At 46.5% G+C, this 18,245-nt stretch carries 17 protein-coding genes; 13 read left to right on the top strand and 4 right to left on the bottom strand.

Annotated elements, in window-relative coordinates:
- Positions 1 to 67 precede the first annotated feature (67 nt).
- Positions 68 to 985 (top strand): bifunctional GNAT family N-acetyltransferase/hotdog fold thioesterase, encoded by a 918-nt coding sequence (locus R7E51_RS13560; protein WP_005379283.1) that lies wholly within the window; start codon positions 68 to 70, stop codon positions 983 to 985.
- Here the strand turns inward: R7E51_RS13560 and R7E51_RS13565 are convergent.
- The 4 genes from R7E51_RS13565 to hslR all read right to left on the bottom strand — a co-directional run bounded on the left by R7E51_RS13565 (position 971) and on the right by hslR (position 6,537).
- On the bottom strand, positions 971 to 3,088 hold the full coding sequence (locus R7E51_RS13565) for an AsmA family protein (protein WP_206957963.1): 2,118 nt from the start codon (positions 3,086 to 3,088) through the stop codon (positions 971 to 973). The genes R7E51_RS13560 and R7E51_RS13565 overlap by 15 nt on opposite strands.
- 190 nt (positions 3,089 to 3,278) lie before the next feature.
- Positions 3,279 to 4,907, bottom strand: a complete 1,629-nt coding sequence (gene pckA, locus R7E51_RS13570; protein WP_017820689.1) for a phosphoenolpyruvate carboxykinase (ATP) — start codon at positions 4,905 to 4,907, stop codon at positions 3,279 to 3,281.
- A gap of 336 nt (positions 4,908 to 5,243) precedes the next feature.
- Complete coding sequence (gene hslO / locus R7E51_RS13575; RefSeq protein WP_005379290.1) at positions 5,244 to 6,119, bottom strand: Hsp33 family molecular chaperone HslO; 876 nt, start codon at positions 6,117 to 6,119, stop codon at positions 5,244 to 5,246.
- A 31-nt stretch (positions 6,120 to 6,150) separates the two neighbouring features.
- Entirely contained in the window at positions 6,151 to 6,537 is a 387-nt protein-coding gene (gene hslR / locus R7E51_RS13580; protein ID WP_005379292.1) for a ribosome-associated heat shock protein Hsp15, read from the bottom strand.
- A 253-nt stretch (positions 6,538 to 6,790) separates the two neighbouring features.
- On the opposite strand from hslR, the gene gspC reads away from it, so the two are divergent.
- The 12 genes from gspC to R7E51_RS13640 are packed head-to-tail and all read left to right on the top strand — an operon-like array spanning position 6,791 to position 18,100.
- Positions 6,791 to 7,717, top strand: a complete 927-nt coding sequence (gene gspC, locus R7E51_RS13585) for a type II secretion system protein GspC (RefSeq protein WP_025768301.1) — start codon at positions 6,791 to 6,793, stop codon at positions 7,715 to 7,717.
- A 36-nt stretch (positions 7,718 to 7,753) separates the two neighbouring features.
- A complete protein-coding gene (gspD, locus tag R7E51_RS13590) occupies positions 7,754 to 9,772 on the top strand; it encodes a type II secretion system secretin GspD (protein WP_005379295.1) in 2,019 nt (672 codons plus the stop codon).
- Positions 9,772 to 11,274: a type II secretion system ATPase GspE gene (gene gspE, locus R7E51_RS13595; RefSeq protein WP_005379296.1), complete on the top strand. Its 1,503-nt coding sequence runs from the start codon at positions 9,772 to 9,774 to the stop codon at positions 11,272 to 11,274. The genes gspD and gspE overlap by 1 nt, the downstream gene beginning before the upstream one ends.
- Positions 11,274 to 12,491, top strand: coding sequence for a type II secretion system inner membrane protein GspF (gene gspF, locus R7E51_RS13600; protein ID WP_025768303.1), 1,218 nt, complete (start codon positions 11,274 to 11,276; stop codon positions 12,489 to 12,491). The genes gspE and gspF overlap by 1 nt, the downstream gene beginning before the upstream one ends.
- Before the next feature lie 60 nt (positions 12,492 to 12,551).
- The gene (gene gspG, locus R7E51_RS13605; protein WP_005379298.1) at positions 12,552 to 12,995 is read left to right on the top strand and encodes a type II secretion system major pseudopilin GspG; all 444 of its coding nucleotides are present in this window, start codon (positions 12,552 to 12,554) and stop codon (positions 12,993 to 12,995) included.
- A gap of 29 nt (positions 12,996 to 13,024) precedes the next feature.
- Positions 13,025 to 13,624, top strand: coding sequence for a prepilin-type N-terminal cleavage/methylation domain-containing protein (locus R7E51_RS13610; protein WP_206957960.1), 600 nt, complete (start codon positions 13,025 to 13,027; stop codon positions 13,622 to 13,624).
- Positions 13,611 to 14,000 (top strand): type II secretion system minor pseudopilin GspI, encoded by a 390-nt coding sequence (gspI, locus tag R7E51_RS13615; protein WP_017635009.1) that lies wholly within the window; start codon positions 13,611 to 13,613, stop codon positions 13,998 to 14,000. The genes R7E51_RS13610 and gspI overlap by 14 nt, the downstream gene beginning before the upstream one ends.
- Positions 13,987 to 14,664, top strand: a complete 678-nt coding sequence (gene gspJ / locus R7E51_RS13620) for a type II secretion system minor pseudopilin GspJ (protein WP_206957959.1) — start codon at positions 13,987 to 13,989, stop codon at positions 14,662 to 14,664. The genes gspI and gspJ overlap by 14 nt, the downstream gene beginning before the upstream one ends.
- Positions 14,657 to 15,667: a type II secretion system minor pseudopilin GspK gene (gene gspK / locus R7E51_RS13625; RefSeq protein WP_005379302.1), complete on the top strand. Its 1,011-nt coding sequence runs from the start codon at positions 14,657 to 14,659 to the stop codon at positions 15,665 to 15,667. Before gspJ ends, gspK begins: the two co-directional genes overlap by 8 nt.
- Entirely contained in the window at positions 15,636 to 16,838 is a 1,203-nt protein-coding gene (gene gspL, locus R7E51_RS13630) for a type II secretion system protein GspL (RefSeq protein ID WP_025768306.1), read from the top strand. Before gspK ends, gspL begins: the two co-directional genes overlap by 32 nt.
- 7 nt (positions 16,839 to 16,845) lie before the next feature.
- Positions 16,846 to 17,337, top strand: coding sequence for a type II secretion system protein M (locus tag R7E51_RS13635; RefSeq protein WP_005383002.1), 492 nt, complete (start codon positions 16,846 to 16,848; stop codon positions 17,335 to 17,337).
- 1 nt (position 17,338) lies between these two features.
- Positions 17,339 to 18,100, top strand: a complete 762-nt coding sequence (locus R7E51_RS13640) for a type II secretion system protein N (RefSeq protein ID WP_017635007.1) — start codon at positions 17,339 to 17,341, stop codon at positions 18,098 to 18,100.
- Positions 18,101 to 18,245 lie beyond the last annotated feature (145 nt).

The following is an 18,245-nucleotide window of genomic DNA, read 5'->3' on the forward strand; positions in this document are numbered from 1 at the left end:
AGCTCATGGAATTGGCTTGGAGTAATTTTTCCGACACTGATTAGTGTTGTGCTTTCAAAGGATTGATATGTTCAAACTCATTACTCCCAAAACCGATAATCAGATAAACAAGTATTATCAGTTTCGCTGGCAACTGCTTCGTGAGCCATGGCGTATGCCGATCGGCTCAGAGCGCGATGAATACGACGAAATGAGTCATCACCGCATGATTGTTGATGGTCGAGGTCGTCCTATGGCGATTGGCCGTTTATACATTACGCCGGACAATGATGGCCAGATCCGCTATATGGCGGTTAAAAATAATCGCCGTAGCAAAGGGATGGGTTCGCTGGTTTTGGTTGCACTAGAGTCGTTAGCACGCCAGGAAGGAGCGAAACGCTTGGTGTGTAATGCCCGTGAAGATGCCATCGCCTTTTATGAAAAAAATGGCTTTGAGCGTCGAGGTGAGCTGACCGATGAGCGTGGCCCTGTGCGCCATCAGCAAATGGTGAAGCAACTGGATCCGATGGCCAATGTGTTACGTCGCCCTGAATGGTGTACTGAGCTTCAACAGCGCTGGGAGCAACAAATCCCAATTAGCGACAAAATGGGGATCAAGATTAACCAGTACACGGGTTACCAGTTTGAATGCTGTGCGCAGCTTAATCCTAACCTTAATCCGCATAACACCATGTTCGCTGGGTCAGCTTTTACCTTAGCAACCCTGACAGGGTGGGGGATGACGTGGCTGCTGCTTAAAGAGCGTGGGCTGCACGGTGATATTGTGTTGGCCGACAGCTCGATTCGCTATCGTCAACCAGTCGAACAAAACCCCGTGGCGAGTACTTCGTTGGATGGGATCAGTGGTGACCTAGACCGATTGGAGTCGGGACGCAAAGCACGCATCGTTATTCACGTAGTGATTTATAGTGGTGACACGCCAGCTGTTGATTTTGTCGGTACCTATATGCTGATACCGAACTACTCGCAGTTACTCAGTTGCTGATGGGGTAAGCGCCGACTGATCTGCTGGGCGCTTATCTGTTTCACCTTCTTGCTCTGTCGGTGAGAGGGTTTGTTCTGCTGCGGAATTCGTGTCGGGTACTTCATCTTCTTCGATAACTTCTTCGTAAAGCTCTTCCTCTTGAGTCTCCAAATTGATGTTATCAATTACGATTGGCTGCTCGATGGAAGGTTCATTTTTCTGTGGAGTCTCAATATCAGTAGGCTCGGACAGTTTTGATGCGTTCACGCACTCATTACGGTGGGTTTCGCCACTTAGTAGATCGCCTTCAATGTTTCCGCACGACTCTTCCAATTGATAAGTAATGCCACTTAGCGGGTTGTTGGCCATATCAAATGTTCCCCAAACCTTACCACTTATGGCTTTTCCTGAGATGGTGACCGGCTTTATGGCAACTTCCCCTCGTTGCGCGCTTAAACGCAGTGGACTTAAGGTAATGGCTTTGAGCGAATGATCCGCTTGGGACTTCAAGCGGGTATCTCGGAGATTGGCTTCCACTTCACCCGATAAGCTGTAGGCCAGCATGTTGCGATCACCTGATAACCCTTGTAGATCGAGGCTGAGATCGGAAAAACCATCAATAGCCAGTGTGTCGGGTAAAAAATAATCGTGGAAGAGCGATAAGGGAATACCATCAGCATTGACGTTGAGCGCCCAAGGTTGGCTCGGGGTACTCAAATCTATTTGTCCGATGCCTTCTACGTAGCCTTGCTCGAGTGGCGCAAAAAGGCGAGTCAATTGCCAAAAGCCATCTTTGCTTTGCATGGCAAGTGCTGCGTGAGACGTGAGTATTTGGTCATAGCTGGCGTTGACAACGCTGACTTCCAATTCGCCTTGCCAAAGGCCCCAACGTTGAGCCGACTGTTTAATATCAAGCTGTTGCCCTTCGATATTTAAACCGGAAAGTTGCCAATAAGGTTCGTGAGATAGCTGGATAATTTGGCTGCGCTCAATGTCGAGTCGTTCGATTGCAACATGCTCTAACTCGCTGGTGGCGACGTGCCACCAATTTAGGTTGTCTTCTGGCTGTGTTGCCCACTTGAGGCCTTGAATAGAGGCTTCTTTGAGCTTCCATTGTGTTGGCGTGAACAATCCAGAAACTTGCACTCGACCTTGCTGCCAATCTAAGCTGAGCTCGTTGAGCTGGATTACTCCTGGCTCGATAGCGGCACTCAAACGTGGCTCTATTGCGGTTTGCTGCTGGAATCGAACGCTATCCGCCTGCAATGACACTTGAGCTTTTGTCTTCCAGAGAGACAGTGGCAGCGTGGCGTTTTCCACAGAAAGATCCAAGTTCTGCCAGTGCCAGTCGCCCCATTCAATATCGGCGTTAAGCAAATCTAAGCTATTAATATGATTAATGCTAAATGGTAGATCGTGCCAAGGTTTTGCAAGCAGTGATTGGCGCTGCGTATTACTCAGTTTCAGCTTGTTGATGGTCACATTTACTAAAGACCAGCCTTGAGGATACTGCTCCCCTTGCCCAGATATTTGACTATTACGCCAGTTAAAAGAGGTGCCATAAAGCGTACTGTCTTGCGGTTTGTAGTCTATATCGACTAAGACTTGATTAAAGGCTTCGCCATTCCAATAGAGTTGGTCAGCTGCAAGTTGAACTTCGCCATATGGTATTAATTGACCATTCCATTGTGGTGATTGAATTTGAAGGTCAATGCCATTGGCAGAGAACTGCTCGTCGGCGTAATCAATATTTTTGAGCGCGATTTGATGGAATAAAACGTTGTCTAAAGGTGGGAGCTTTGGTGCGCCATACTGCAAGCTCATACCATCAATCAATAAACTATCAACGATCCATTTACCATCGCGATAAACATCGGGATTCATCCATAAATCGACTTGCTCGATGTAAGACGCATCGTCTCCGCTGGTGTTCACGCGTTGTAAAGTTAGGTGATAGGGAAAGCCATAACGCACGCTTTCGGCCCGGAAGGGAAGAGAAAAGGTGTTTGACAGCAAGCGCCAGGTTGCGTCCGCGTAAGATGTTGTTAGCAGCGCAATCGTAGCGGCCGGAATGGTAACTAAGATAACCAGTAACAGAAGTAGAACTCGACGCGCTGTTTTCATCTTTGCTAGAACCTACGTGTGTTATTAAATAAAACTAGATAGGCTTTAGCTTGTATCAATATTCTGTGGTATTCAATAAAAAGCCCCTCAAAAGAGGGGCTTGAAGCAATTTTTGTAACTTGGCCTACGTAAAGGTGATAAGTTAATGCCAACTTTTCACTGAGTTTACGCGACGTCGCTGTTACTCGATTTAATCAATCTGAGGACCAGCCGCAACCAGAGATTTACCTTCAGCGTTGTCTGTGTACTTATCAAAGTTATTGATAAAGCGCGCTGCTAAATCTTTCGCTTTGCTTTCCCACTGAAGTGGGTCAACGTACGTGTCGCGAGGGTCTAGAATGCTTGGATCCACACCTGGTAGTGACGTTGGTACTTCAAGATTGAAGATAGGAATGTGCTTAGTTGGTGCATCTTCAATCGAACCATCAAGAATTGCATCAATAATTCCGCGTGTATCTTGAATAGAGATACGTTTGCCAGTGCCGTTCCAACCAGTATTCACTAGGTAAGCCTCAGCGCCTGCTGCTTCCATGCGTTTAACCAGTACTTCTGCGTATTTAGTTGGGTGAAGCGTTAGGAACGCCGCGCCGAAACAAGCAGAGAAAGTTGGTGTTGGCTCAGTAATACCGCGCTCTGTTCCCGCTAGTTTGGCGGTAAAGCCAGACAGGAAGTGGTACTTAGTTTGCTCGGGTGTCAATTTAGATACTGGAGGCAGTACGCCAAATGCATCGGCTGATAGGAAGATCACTTTATTCGCGTGACCGCCTTTTGATACTGGCTTAACGATATTATCGATATGGTAGATAGGGTAAGAAACACGTGTGTTTTCTGTTTTCGAACCATCATCAAAGTCGATAGAACCATCGCCACGTACTGTTACGTTTTCTAGCAGTGCATCACGACGAATTGCGTTGTAGATGTCCGGCTCCGCTTCTTTCGAAAGTTTGATGGTTTTTGCGTAACAACCACCTTCGAAGTTGAAGACACCGTCATCATCCCAGCCGTGCTCATCATCACCAATTAGCGCACGTTTAGGATCAGTCGACAGGGTCGTTTTACCCGTACCAGATAGACCGAAGAATACCGCTACATCGCCATCTTTGCCCATGTTAGCGCTACAGTGCATTGATGCGATGTCTTTTAGTGGAAGGAAGTAGTTCATCATCGCGAACATACCTTTCTTCATTTCACCACCGTACCAAGTACCACCGATAAGTTGCATGCGCTCAGTTAGGTTAAATACGGTGAAGTTTTCTGAGTTCAGGCCTTGCTCTTCCCATTTTGGATTAGTGCATTTTGCGCCATTCATTACTACGAAGTCTGGTTCAAATGTCGCTAACTCTTCTTCCGTCGGGCGAATAAACATGTTTTTAACGAAGTGCGCTTGCCATGCGACTTCTGTGATAACACGAATGCTCAAACGTGTATCTGGGTTTGCACCACAGTAACCGTCAACAACAAACAAGCGTTTGTTAGAAAGCTGGTTTGTGACCAGTTCTTTTAGCTCGTCCCACACTTCAGGAGTGATTGGCTTGTTATCATTTTTCACTTGATCAGACGTCCACCACATATGTTCTTCTGTCGTAGCGTCTTTGACGATGTATTTATCTTTTGGTGAGCGACCAGTAAAGATGCCAGTGTCAACGGCAACCGCACCTAGTTCAGTAACCACGCCGCGCTCATAACCGGTTAGGTCTTCACGCGTTTCTTCCTCAAACAACATTTCGTAGCTTGGGTTGCGAATAACCTCTTTTACGTTATGCAGTCCGTGCTTGGTTAGATCAAGTGTTGCAGCCTTAGTATGTTCCATAACGGTCATAGGTGCTCCTTATAAGGATTTTGTAGGGATTTTGTAAGAATGTTTTAATTTTAATCTGCTCACCATGCTAGCAACGGGGCGGGGAGAAAACAGGGAGATAGCTCAAAATTTGCCCATGATTTCAATAAGGTTTTAGGTAACCCGTCACATATTGGTGGGAATAGTCTATCGTGCACGCAATCCTTTGCGCTAGGGCAAAATCATTATTAATTGTTTAAAATTAAGCAGTTGTTTTATTACGCTTGAGGCTAGTTATTACGAGGGGTTGATCACAAAAAGGCCAGCATTAAGCTGGCCTTTTGTAGGGTAAATTACGTGCTTGATAAGCTATGTAAATTAATGCAGGGTTTTCTTGTCTGTAGAAGCTTGTGCATACAGTTCAGTGACTTCAGATTCGTCGAACGTATAAGTTGTGCCACAGTAATCACAATGTAAAGAAACTGATCCAACTTCTGCCAAAATGTCATAAATTTCAGCTTTCTCAACGGTGATGATTGCTGCACCGCTACGCTCACGAGAACAGCCACAATGGAACTCGACAGGTTGCGGCTCGTACAGACGTACTTTGTCTTGGTTATATAGTCGATACAATAACTCGTTCGCTTCTAAACCAAACAATTCTTCATCTTTTACTGTATCAGTGAGCTGCTCTAGATGTTCGAAATCATCTGGAGAGCCAGTGCCGTCAGGGATCACTTGAATCAACATACCTGCTGCGTGTGCTTTGCCTTCATGCTCACCAGTGCGGATCCATAGGCGCGTTTTTAACTGCTCTGAGTTTGCAAAGTAGCCTTCTAGCACTTCTGCTAAAGTGTCACCTTCTAATCCAACGACGCCTTGGTAACGCTCGCCGTTTTTCGGTTCGATGGTAATCACAAGGTAGCCCTTACCCATTAGATCGTGAATGTTTGCGTCATCGGCAACATCGCCTTCCCAGCGAGCTACGCCACGAACACGTTGGTTATGGTCACCGTTGATAACGGCAAGAGACACAGGACCGTCGCCTTGTAGCTGGATGGTGATCGAACCTTCGAACTTAAGAGTGGCAGTTAAAAGAGTAGTTGAAACGAGTAGCTCACCCAGCAGTTTCTCTATTGCTGCCGGATATTCCTTGCTGGAGATAACACGTTGGTACGCTTCATCCAATTGTACCAACTCGCCACGTACTGAAAGATCTTCGAATAGGTAGCGGTTTAAAACATTATTTGCCATGGAGTGCTTTCCTCGTTGGTAATTCCGGCTTTTATTGGTGTTTGAACTTAATGATGTCTCGGCGCTGCTTTTTATCTGGGCGGCGTTCCGGACTTGGGTTGTGGGCATTAAGCTTACGTTGAGTCGCGTGTTCCTCACGTTTCGCGATACTCTCATTGGTTTCGCGATATAAGGTTTGTGCGATGGGAGCGCCTCGGCGTTGATCTGAGATTTGTTCGATGATCACGATTTTTTCTTCGTTGCCTTGACGAAGTCTGACTTCAGCGCCCACTTCAACGATTTTACTCGGCTTGCTTCGTTGGCCATTATAGTGGACTTTACCGCCATCGACCATGTTACGCGCGATGGAGCGGGTTTTGTAAAATCTTGCGGCCCATAGCCATTTATCTAGCCTAACGGCTTCATTTAGGGAACTCATAGAACACTACGCTATCTAATCACTGCCCGAATACGGCAATGAGTGATGGATTATTCACCTACAGATGGAGTCAAGGCGTATTTTTTTCAAGGGAGTTGGCAAAAACTGCATAAGAAAAAGGTATGAAAGACAACTTGTGATATAGTTCACTGCTCTTTGTTGAGTAATAATTTTATTGCAAATTTAGCAATTTAAAGTCGATAGCTATCGTTATAGCTTAAATGACGGACGTTAGAATAAAGGAATCCATTCAGTGAAACGTTTAGAGCTAAGTGCAGGATTATCAAGCAGACCGCTACTGGCTCAGATCAAGTCCAATCATTATACCATTCAAGCCAAACTTAGCTTGTTGCTTACCTGTCTGTTTATTGCGATAACCGGATGGATACTTGGCAAAATTGTGTGGTTAGCCATACCTCAATCGTCGGAAGTGCCGCAATGGCGTCCATCGGCGAGTAGCGTTACTGCGAACAATAAAGGCGACGCGATAGATTTTAATGCCCTTCAGAATGCCAACCTATTCGGTAAATACACTGAGCAAAAAGCGGCGGTTGTAGAACAGCCTATTGTTAAAGACGCCCCTAAGACGCGCCTTAACCTTACGCTGGTCGGTGCGGTTGCAAGTAGTGATGCCAACACCAGCCTTGCTGTTATTGCTAACCGAGGTAAGCAAGCTACGTACGGTTTGGGTGAAGAAATCGAAGGGACACGTGCGACACTAAAAGCGGTATTGGTGGATCGCGTCATCATTGATAACCAAGGTCGAGACGAGACCTTAATGATGGAAGGTATAGAATATAAGAAGCTATCTGAATCGCCGCAGGTAGCTAGGGCGCAAGCTCAGCGAGCAGAAGCAGCGACGTCTGACGTTGGAGAGAAATTAGAGCAAATCCGCGAGGAAATTGCGAAAGATCCACAAAGCGTTTTTAAATACATCACCATTTCACCCGTCAAAAAAGACGGAGACATTGTTGGTTATCGAGTATCACCTGGTCGTGATGCCGCATTATTTAATGATGTAGGACTACAACCTGGCGATATTGCGGTTCAACTGAACGGGATCGATTTAAGTGACCCGTCTTCTTCAGTACAACTGATGCAAGTGATGAGCGATCCGCAAGAATTAAATTTAACTGTTGAGCGAGACGGCCAACAGTACGATATCTATATCCAATTGTAAGACTTAGGCAACCGGCGTAAGTTCAGGGAGACATACGTGAAACATTGGTTCAGCAAAAGTGCTTGGCTACTAGCAGGAAGTTTACTCTGCGTACCAGGTGCAATGGCAAACGAATTTAGTGCGAGCTTTAAAGGCACTGATATTCAAGAATTCATCAACATAGTGGGTCGTAACCTCGAAAAGACCATCATTGTTGATCCTTCAGTACGCGGTAAAATCGATGTCCGCAGCTATGACGTTCTTAACGAAGAGCAATACTACAGCTTTTTCCTTAATGTCCTTGAAGTATACGGTTACGCAGTCGTAGAAATGGACAATGGGGTACTTAAGGTTATCAAAGCAAAAGACTCAAAAACCTCAGCAATCCCTGTGTTAGGTGATGGCAGCGCGCAAGGCGATAGTGTTATCACTCGAGTTGTCGCGGTGCGTAATGTGTCGGTTCGAGAGTTGTCTCCTCTACTTCGTCAACTGATTGATAATGCCGGTGCCGGTAACGTGGTTCATTATGATCCAGCGAATATTATCTTGATTACTGGTCGTGCGGCAGTAGTGAATCGCTTAGCAGAGATCATCAAGCGTGTTGACCAAGCCGGTGATAAAGAAATTGAATTGGTGGAGCTGCGTAATGCATCTGCTGCTGAAATGGTACGCATTGTCGAAGCACTGAATAAAAGTGCGAATCAGAAAAGCACGCCAGAGTTCCTTGAACCTAAAATTGTGGCCGATGAACGTACTAACGCGATTTTAATTTCTGGTGATCCAAAAGTAAGAGCCCGCTTGAAACGTTTGATTCGTCAACTTGATGTTGAAATGGCGACAAAAGGTAACAACCGAGTTGTGTACCTGAAAAATGCGAAAGCTGAAGACTTGGTGGATGTATTGAAAGGTGTTTCCGATAACCTGCAAGCTGAAAAGCAAGCCGGTCAGAAAACATCAGGTGCATCGCGTGGTGAGGTCGTCATTGCTGCTCACGCTGCAACTAACTCGTTAGTTTTAACAGCGCCGCCAGATATTATGATGGCATTACAAGACGTCATTTCTCAACTCGATATTCGTCGTGCTCAGGTTCTTATTGAAGCGTTAATTGTCGAAATGTCTGAAGGTGATGGTATTAACCTAGGTGTTCAGTGGGGTTCGTTAGAAACGGGTGCTGTAATTCAGTACGGTAACTCAGGAGCCCCGATTGGTCAGGTGATGGTTGGTCTAGAAGAAGCAAAAGATCAAACCCGAACTGAATACTATACCAACTCTAATGGCGAACGAACGCCATATGATGTTACTGAATCAGGTGACTACTCTACGCTAGCGTCAGCACTTAGCGGAGTAAATGGTGCGGCAATGAGTATTGTCATGGGTGACTGGACAGCGCTAATTAGTGCTGTTGCTTCTGACTCCAACTCAAACATTCTATCTTCTCCGAGTATTACCGTAATGGATAATGGCGAAGCATCATTTATTGTGGGTGAAGAGGTTCCGGTTATTACGGGCTCTACGGCTGGCTCAAACAACGACAACCCATTCCAAACGGTTGACCGTAAAGAAGTCGGTATCAAACTCAAAGTAGTGCCACAAATTAACGAAGGTGACTCTGTACAGTTAAACATTGAACAAGAAGTTTCCAACGTATTAGGCGCAAACGGTGCGGTTGACGTTCGCTTTGCTAAACGACAGTTAAACACCTCTGTCATGATCCAAGATGGTCAGATGTTGGTTCTTGGTGGTTTGGTCGATGAACGCGCACTTGAAAGTGAGTCTAAAGTGCCGCTATTGGGTGACATTCCGGTACTTGGCCATCTGTTCAAGTCAACTAGCACGCAAACAGAAAAACGTAACTTGATGGTGTTCATCAAGCCGACGATTATTCGCGATGGTGTGACGGCCGACGGTATTACGCAGCGTAAATACAACTTTATTCGCGCAGAACAGCTTTACAAAGCGGATCAAGGTTTGAAGTTGATGGCTGACGAGAAGATCCCGGTTATGCCTGCCTTTGGCCAGGAGCGTCAGCACCCAACAGAGATTCAAGCGTTTATTGATCAAATGGAAAACAACTAATGGTTGATATGTTAGACACAGCGCCAAGTATGCGTCGTCTGCCATTCAGTTTTGCCAACCGCTTTAAACTGGTGCTGGAGACAGAGCATCCTGAGCGTCCACCTATTCTTTACTATGTCGAGCCGCTTAACCCTGCGGCTCTGGTTGAAGTCCGTCGTGTATTAAAGAAAAGCTTCGTACCGCAACCTATCGATAAAGAAGCCTTTGATAAAAAGCTGACTGAAGCATATCAACGCGACTCGTCTGAAGCGCGTCAGTTGATGGAAGATATTGGTGCTGATAGCGATGATTTCTTCTCTTTGGCTGAAGAACTGCCGCATGATGAAGACTTATTAGAATCGGAAGACGATGCGCCAATCATCAAATTGATCAACGCCATGTTGGGCGAAGCGATCAAAGAAGGTGCGTCGGATATTCATATTGAGACGTTCGAGAAAACCCTTTCGATTCGTTTCCGTGTCGATGGCGTATTGCGTGAAGTTCTGACCCCAAGTCGTAAGCTAGCGCCTTTGCTGGTTTCTCGTGTGAAGGTTATGGCTAAACTAGATATCGCAGAAAAGCGTGTGCCTCAAGATGGCCGTATTTCGTTGCGTATCGGTGGTCGTGCGGTGGACGTGCGTGTATCGACGATGCCGTCCTCTCATGGGGAGCGCGTGGTAATGCGTCTGTTGGATAAAAACGCGACTCGTCTTGATTTACATAGTTTGGGCATGACCCCTTCAGTGCATGACAACTTCCGTCACTTGATTGGCCGCCCTCACGGTATCATCTTGGTGACGGGCCCGACAGGTTCTGGTAAATCCACCACCTTGTACGCTGGCTTGCAAGAGATCAATAGCAACGAACGCAACATTCTAACGGTTGAAGACCCGATCGAATTTGATATTGATGGCATCGGTCAAACTCAGGTGAACCCAAAGGTCGACATGACGTTTGCGCGCGGCTTGCGTGCCATTCTGCGTCAGGACCCGGATGTGGTGATGGTCGGTGAGATCCGTGACTTAGAAACCGCACAAATTGCAGTGCAAGCGTCCTTAACGGGTCACTTGGTAATGTCGACTCTCCACACCAACACCGCAGTGGGTGCGATTACGCGTCTACGTGATATGGGTATTGAGCCATTCCTTATTTCTTCTTCGTTATTAGGGGTGCTAGCGCAGCGCTTAGTTCGAACGCTTTGTCCAAGCTGTAAAGAGCCGTATGAAGCCGATGCGGAACAGAAAAAACTGTTTGGTATGGAAGCGCATGAACCGTTAGAACTGCACCGAGCAAAAGGCTGTGAAGCGTGTAACCAAAAAGGCTACCGAGGTCGAACAGGTATCCACGAGCTCATTATGGTCGATGAGCAAGTGCAAGAGTTGATTCATCGAGAGTCTGGTGAACAAGAAATTGAGAGAGCCGTTCGCGCCCATACGCCAAGTATTCGCAGTGATGGTTTAAGCAAAGTACGTCGTGGTATTACGTCACTTGAAGAAGTGATGCGAGTGACGAAGGAAACCTAATGGCGGCATTTGAGTACAAAGCGCTAGATGCAAAAGGCAAGCATAAAAAAGGCACGATAGAAGGGGACAACGCCCGACAAGTGCGCCAGCGACTCAAAGAGCAAGGGATGATCCCGATTGAAGTGGTCGAGACGAAAGCTAAATCGGCTAAGTCTTCAGGTTCAGTCAGTTTTAAGCGCGGCATCTCGACATCTGAGCTGGCACTCATCACACGGCAATTGTCTACGCTAGTCCAATCAGGAATGCCTTTGGAAGAGTGTTTGCGTGCGGTCTCTGAGCAGGCTGAAAAGCCGAGGATTCGTTCTATGTTGGCTGCGGTTCGCTCGAAAGTAACCGAGGGTTATCCGCTCGCCGACAGTTTTGCCGATTACCCACACGTGTTTGATGAACTGTACCGCTCCATGGTTGCGGCGGGCGAAAAATCAGGTCACCTCGATACCGTATTAGAGCGTTTGGCAGACTATGTCGAAAACCGCCAAAAGATGCGATCTAAATTGCTTCAAGCAATGATTTATCCTGTAGTTTTGGTGGTATTCGCGGTTGTCATCGTTTCGTTCTTATTGGCGACAGTGGTTCCTAAAATCATTGAACCCATCATTCAGATGGGCCAAGAGTTACCTCAATCGACGCAATTTTTACTGGCAGCCAGTGAGTTTGTGCAAGGTTGGGGGCTGATTATTTTCGTTGTGCTGGTGGCGCTTTTCTATGGCCTCAAACTGGCGTTGCAAAAGCCAGACTTTCGCTTAGCTTGGGACAGAAAAATCTTGAGCTTACCGCTAATAGGTAAGATCTCTCGAGGTTTGAATACCGCACGATTCGCGCGAACACTTTCGATCTGTACTTCCAGTGCGATTCCAATTCTCGAGGGTATGCGCGTTGCGGTAGATGTTATGTCTAACCGTTATGTGAAGCAGCAAGTGTTGCTTGCAGCGGATAACGTTCGAGAGGGCGCTAGTTTGCGTAAGGCGTTGGACCAAACCCGCTTGTTTCCACCAATGATGCTACACATGATCGCCAGTGGTGAGCAAAGTGGTGAATTAGAGAGCATGTTGACGCGGGCTGCCGATAACCAAGATCAAAACTTTGAATCAACAGTCAATATTGCTCTGGGTGTGTTTACTCCTGCGCTGATTGCATTAATGGCTGGATTAGTGTTGTTCATTGTGATGGCGACCTTGATGCCAATGCTAGAAATGAATAATTTGATGAGCGGATAATTTCGAATTAAGACGTGTCTACTAACGGCATGGCTTTAATCTAACTTTCGGAGAAAAAAAATGAAGTTTAAGCGTAGTAAACAACAGGGTTTTACACTTTTAGAAGTGATGGTTGTTGTCGTTATCCTTGGTATTTTGGCAAGTTTCGTTGTTCCAAACCTATTGGGTAACAAAGAGAAGGCTGACCAACAAAAAGCGATTACGGACATCGTAGCGCTGGAAAATGCCCTAGATATGTACAAGTTGGATAACAGCGTTTACCCAACAACGGACCAAGGTCTAGAAGCATTGGTTAGCAAGCCATCTAACCCAGAGCCACGCAACTACCGTGATGGTGGTTACATCAAACGTCTTCCTAATGACCCCTGGGGCAACCAGTACCAATACTTAAGCCCAGGTGATAACGGTACAATCGATATCTTCACTCTAGGCGCAGATGGCCAAGAGGGTGGAGAAGGTCCAGCTGCAGATATTGGCAACTGGAACATGCAAGATTTCCAATAATTGAGCCTAAGCCAGCACTAATGAAACAAATGCGAAAACATAACGGTTTTACATTGATAGAAATTCTATTGGTGCTGGTTTTGCTATCTCTTACGGCTGTGGCCGTGATCTCGACGTTACCTACTAGCCAAAAAGATCTTTCCAAACAGTATGCTCAAAGCTTTTTTCAGCGTTTACAGCTGCTCAATGAAGAAGCGGTGCTGAGCGGTAAAGATTTTGGCGTTCGAGTGGATGATGCCAAATCGACCTACGCTCTACTGAGTTTAACCTCAGAAGGTTGGCAGCCTCTGAAATTAAAGCAGATTCCGAGCAAAACCAAGCTAGAAGAAGATATTACGCTACAACTCGAGCTCGGAGGTGGTGCTTGGGATAATGATGAGCGCTTATTCAAACCAGGTTCTCTTTTTGATGAAGACATGTTCGCAGAAGAAGAGGACGAAAAGAAAATTCAGCCACCGCAAGTGTTTATCTTTTCCAGCGCCGAAGTCACGCCATTTACCCTGTCTTTTTTTCCGCAAAATGGTGATGCCTTTAATGACGGTTGGCGAGTCATTGGCAAAGAAAGTGGACAAATTTTGTTATTAGCTCCGGGCGAAGAAGTGAAAGAGGATGAGAATGCGCAATTTTAAGCAAGCTCGCCCAAATTTGAGTCATCGCCGGACGAGAGGCATGACCTTACTGGAAGTATTGGTCGCACTGGCAATTTTCGCCACCGCTGCCATCAGTGTCATTCGCTCCGTGAGCCAGCATATTAATACAATCAGTTATTTAGAAGAAAAAATGTTTGCAGCCATGGTTGTGGATAATCAGATGGCAAATGTGATGTTGAATACCGGAGAACTCAAAGCGAAAAACGGCACAGAAGAGCTGGCAGGACGCACTTGGTTCTGGAAAGTCACGCCAGTCGCCACGACGCAGCCATTGCTGAAAGCATTTGATGTGAGCGTCTCGGTAGAGAAAAGCGCGAGCCCTGTAGTAACGGTACGAAGCTATGTGGCGCAATAATAATCCCCGCGCAAATACGCGCCAAAGGGTAAAAGGTTTTACACTTATTGAAGTGTTGGTATCGATTGCCATCTTTGCCAGTTTAAGTGTCGCTGCGTACCAAGTGGTATCGCAAGTACAGCGTAGCAATGCGCTATCACAAGAACGAACCCAACGCTTAAACGAAATTCAGCGTGCCATGGTGATGATGGATAACGATTTTCGTCAAATGGCGATGCGTCAAACACGTACTAATGGTGAAGAGCCTGCTAGCCGGCTAATTTTTTGGTCCGATTACCTGTTGGACTCCGATACTAAAGGGCTGATGTTTGCCCGTTTAGGTTGGCACAACCCTCAGCAGCAGTTCCCTCGTGGAGAAGTAACCAAGGTTGGCTATCGCTTAAAAGAAGAAACACTGCAGCGAGTATGGTGGCGCTATCCTGATACGCCGGTTGGGCAACAAGGCACTGTTACTCTATTGCTAACGCAGGTCGAGTCATTTGATATGCGTTTTTATGATGGTAAGCAATGGAAAAAAGAGTGGGCTGAAGAAAAAGCGCTGCCGAAAGCGGTTTCTGTTGTTCTCACTCTCAAAGACTATGGAGAAATTGCCCGCACTTATCTCACTCCTGATGGCACATTGAGTCAGAAAGAGGAAAGTTCAGGAGACAGCAATAATGGTTAACCGTCAGCGCGGTGTTGCTTTGATTATAGTGTTGATGTTGCTGGCGATTATGGCGACGGTTGCCGCCAGCATGTCGGAACGTTTGTTCTTGCAGTTTCAGCGAGGCGCTAATCAAATCAATTACCAGCAAGCGTACTGGTACAGCCTTGGCGTCGAGGCGCTAGCAAAAGTGGGTATCGAACAAAGTTATAAAGACACCGACACGATTAATATGAGTCAACCGTGGGCGATAAAAGAGCAAGTCTATCCGTTAGATTATGGTCAAGCGGCGGGACGAATTAGAGACAAGCAAGCGTGCTTTAATCTAAATGTATTGAGTCGTGTGCAACCAACGGGTCAGCAAATTACAAGACCATATTTAGTGAATGTATTGCAGCGCCTATTAGAAGAGTTGGATGTCGAGCCATATCAAGCAGAAATCATTGCAGACTCTACTTGGGAATACATTGATGCTGACGACTCTGTCCGTTCGACTACTGGGGTTGAAGACAGCACATATGAAGCGATGAAACCTTCCTATTTGGCATCAAATGGTTGGATGGCAGATGCTTCCGAGTTACGGGCTGTCTATCAGGTGAGTGGTGAAATTTTCCAAAAATTGGAGCCGCTGGTCTGTGCATTACCAAGTGATGACTGGCGTTTAAACGTGAATACGATTGATGTTGAGCAAGCTCCGATTTTGGTGGCAATGTTCTCACCAAACTTAAGCAGTAGTGATGCGATTCAGCTAATTGAAAAACGCCCATTTGATGGGTGGGATAGCATTGATGAATTTTTAGCAGAGTCAGAAATGGCTGGCTTAAGTGAAGATGTAAAGAAAAACGCCAAAGGCTATTTGGGTGTGGATAGCGCCTTTTTTGAATTGGATGCACAAGTGTTGGTGGATGAATCACGTGTACGTATCCGAAGCCTTTTGCAAAGTACAAATAGAGAAACGGTGACCGTAGTTCGCCGTCGTTTTGGAGGGATCAGTGAGCGAGTTTCTGACCGTTCGGCTGAGTAGCGAACAACAAAGTACCATTCCTTGGGTGGTGTGGTCGACAGATCAACAGGAAGTGATTGCTAGCGGTGAAATCGCCGGGTGGGAACACTTAGATGAATTGGTCTCATATGCTGGTCAGCGCCAAGTTGTGGCGCTGTTGGCGAGTAATGATGTGGTCCTGACGCAAGTGGATATACCACCTGGTGCAACACGCCAATTCGAGGCGATGTTACCGTACTTAGTGGAAGACGAAGTTGCTCAGGACGTTGATGGCCTGCACTTTAGCGTGTTGGGTAAACAAGCGGATAAAGCGCAGATTTGCGCAGTTGAACGTGCTTGGATTCAGACTGTACTGCAACGTTTCTCAAGCCAAGGTATCGCCATTAAACGCATTTTACCCGATGTGCTTGCGTTACCGGTTCGTGGAGATCACAGCAGTGCTGCAATGATTGGCGAGCAATGGCTAATTCGTCACTCTGCGACAGAGGGCGCGGTTGTCGACGCTTCTTGGTTAGACCTTTACCTCTCTTCTTATCTACAAAATCATGAAGGTTGGAAGCTCGATTGCTATAGCTCGGTCCCGGAATCTGCGTTACCTGAAATATGGGAGCCGCAACCAGAAGAAATGACGATGGCTTTACTGGCGAAGGGGGTGACAGAAAGCAAAGTCAATTTGCTGACTGGGATCTTCAAGCCGAAATCTTCTTGGGGTAAATACTGGAAGCTCTGGCAAAAAGCCACCATTGCTGCGGGGGTGCTTATCGTTGTCATGGTTGCGCAGCAGTTGCTCGTGGTCCACAAGTACGAAGCACAAGCTCAAGCGTATCGTGAGGAGAGTGAGCGTATTTTCCGCCAGGTGTTCCCAAATAAACGACGCATTCCTACCGTTAGTTACCTCAAACGACAAATGGATGATGAAGAGCGCCGCTTATCTGGTGGAAGTGGTCAGCAGGCAATGTTGTCATGGTTGGCGGCATTACCCGCGACGCTTGGTCAGGTCAGCGACTTGGAGATCACTAGCTTTAAATACGACGGACAACGTGGCGAAGTACGTATTCAGGCTCGTAGTTCAGACTTCCAACCTTTTGAGCAGGCTCGTGTGAAATTGGCAGAGAAGTTTAATGTTGAGCAAGGTCAGTTGAACCGTAGCGATAACGTTGTGGTTGGCAGCTTTGTTTTGAAGCGTTTGTGAGGTGATGATGAAAAATTTAATTTCTCAAGCTCAGGTTTGGTGGAGCAGCATCTCGCAGCGCGAGCAGCGTTTGGTCATGGGATGTGGCGCTATTGCCGTCATCGGTATTATTTATTGGGGTTTATTACAGCCAATGAGCCAACGTGCGGAGCTAGCTCAGTCACGTATTCAAAGCGAAAAACAGTTGCTAGCTTGGGTACAAGATAAAGCGGATGGCATCACTGCACTGAGAAAAAGCAGCGGTGTGAGCTACTCTAGTCAACCGTTGAATCAGTTGGTTTCTTCTTCAGCTCGTCGTTATAAAGTTGAGTTGATTCGAGTACAACCTCGTAATGAGAGCGTTCAAGTGTGGATCAAACCACTCGCGTTTAATCAACTAGTGGATTGGTTACGTTACTTGAAAGAGCAACAGGGTATTGAAGTCGAATTTTTAGATATCGACCGAACAGAGCAAGCGGGCATGATCGATGTAAACCGCCTTCAGTTTAAGCGAGGTTAAGGTGAAGCGAGCAGTACTTTACGTTGTTATCTTTATCGTCTTTTTTTCAGTCAGTCTTTTAATGGGATTACCAGTCTCTTGGGTGTTACAACAAGCACCAACAGTGAGAGGCCTGGACATTCAAGGAGCCAACGGTTCGGTATGGCAAGGTCAAGCTGCTAGTATTCGTTGGCAGCGCCAGAACCTTGGAGAAGTTAATTGGGATTTCCAATGGTCGAGTCTACTGACAGGTAAAGCTGAGTTTGCTGTGCGCTTTGGTCGTGGTAGTGAAATGGACGTTCGTGGGCGCGGTTTTGTCGGCTATAGCTTAAGTGATGGCCCTTATGCCAAAAACTTAGTTGCCTCGATTCCGGCGGTAAAAGTTGTTGAGCAAGCGCGCCTCCCTGTGCCTGTTGGTGTTGATGGGCAGCTTGAGCTGAATATTCGTCATGCGACTTATGCTGCGCCTTGGTGTAAGAACGGTGAAGGCACTTTAGTATGGAATGCCAGTGGTATTCAAAGCCCCGTTGGCAGCTTAGATCTCGGTCCTGTGATTGCCGATATAAACTGTCAGGATAGTGTATTGACGGCAACTGGTGAGCAGAGCAGCAAACAAGTCTCTGCGGCGTTTTCCGCTGAACTGATGCCTAATCAACGGTACTCAACCAAAGCGTGGTTCAAACCTGGTGCAGAGTTCCCATCCAGCATGGGGGAGCAACTGAAATGGTTGGGTAAGCCGAATGCTCAAGGTCAATATGAGTTTAACTACCAAGGGCGCTTCTAACCTATCGTGACAAAATCCAATATCTTAAAAGAGCTGCTATTGTGCAGCTCTTTTTGCTTTTGGATCATTGTAAGCTAAAACCTCTATTCGCTGTACATTGGGAATGAATGGAAATTTAAAACCATGATTTTTAATTGATTTGTTT

Origin of the sequence: Vibrio sp. Vb1166, assembly GCF_033338695.1 — a bacterium.
Taxonomy (GTDB): domain Bacteria; phylum Pseudomonadota; class Gammaproteobacteria; order Enterobacterales; family Vibrionaceae; genus Vibrio; species Vibrio alginolyticus.

What these genes read in the sequence shown, in the direction of transcription:
- R7E51_RS13560 (WP_005379283.1), top strand. Translation starts at nt 68, where the DNA reads ATGTTCAAACTCATTACTCCCAAAACCGATAATCAGATAAACAAGTAT.
- hslR (WP_005379292.1), bottom strand. Translation starts at nt 6,537, where the DNA reads ATGAGTTCCCTAAATGAAGCCGTTAGGCTAGATAAATGGCTATGGGCC.
- gspG (WP_005379298.1), top strand. Translation starts at nt 12,552, where the DNA reads ATGAAGTTTAAGCGTAGTAAACAACAGGGTTTTACACTTTTAGAAGTG.
- gspJ (WP_206957959.1), top strand. Translation starts at nt 13,987, where the DNA reads ATGTGGCGCAATAATAATCCCCGCGCAAATACGCGCCAAAGGGTAAAA.
- gspE (WP_005379296.1), top strand. Translation starts at nt 9,772, where the DNA reads ATGGTTGATATGTTAGACACAGCGCCAAGTATGCGTCGTCTGCCATTC.
- R7E51_RS13635 (WP_005383002.1), top strand. Translation starts at nt 16,846, where the DNA reads ATGAAAAATTTAATTTCTCAAGCTCAGGTTTGGTGGAGCAGCATCTCG.
- gspK (WP_005379302.1), top strand. Translation starts at nt 14,657, where the DNA reads ATGGTTAACCGTCAGCGCGGTGTTGCTTTGATTATAGTGTTGATGTTG.
- gspI (WP_017635009.1), top strand. Translation starts at nt 13,611, where the DNA reads ATGCGCAATTTTAAGCAAGCTCGCCCAAATTTGAGTCATCGCCGGACG.
- R7E51_RS13610 (WP_206957960.1), top strand. Translation starts at nt 13,025, where the DNA reads ATGCGAAAACATAACGGTTTTACATTGATAGAAATTCTATTGGTGCTG.
- gspF (WP_025768303.1), top strand. Translation starts at nt 11,274, where the DNA reads ATGGCGGCATTTGAGTACAAAGCGCTAGATGCAAAAGGCAAGCATAAA.
- pckA (WP_017820689.1), bottom strand. Translation starts at nt 4,907, where the DNA reads ATGACCGTTATGGAACATACTAAGGCTGCAACACTTGATCTAACCAAG.
- R7E51_RS13565 (WP_206957963.1), bottom strand. Translation starts at nt 3,088, where the DNA reads ATGAAAACAGCGCGTCGAGTTCTACTTCTGTTACTGGTTATCTTAGTT.
- hslO (WP_005379290.1), bottom strand. Translation starts at nt 6,119, where the DNA reads ATGGCAAATAATGTTTTAAACCGCTACCTATTCGAAGATCTTTCAGTA.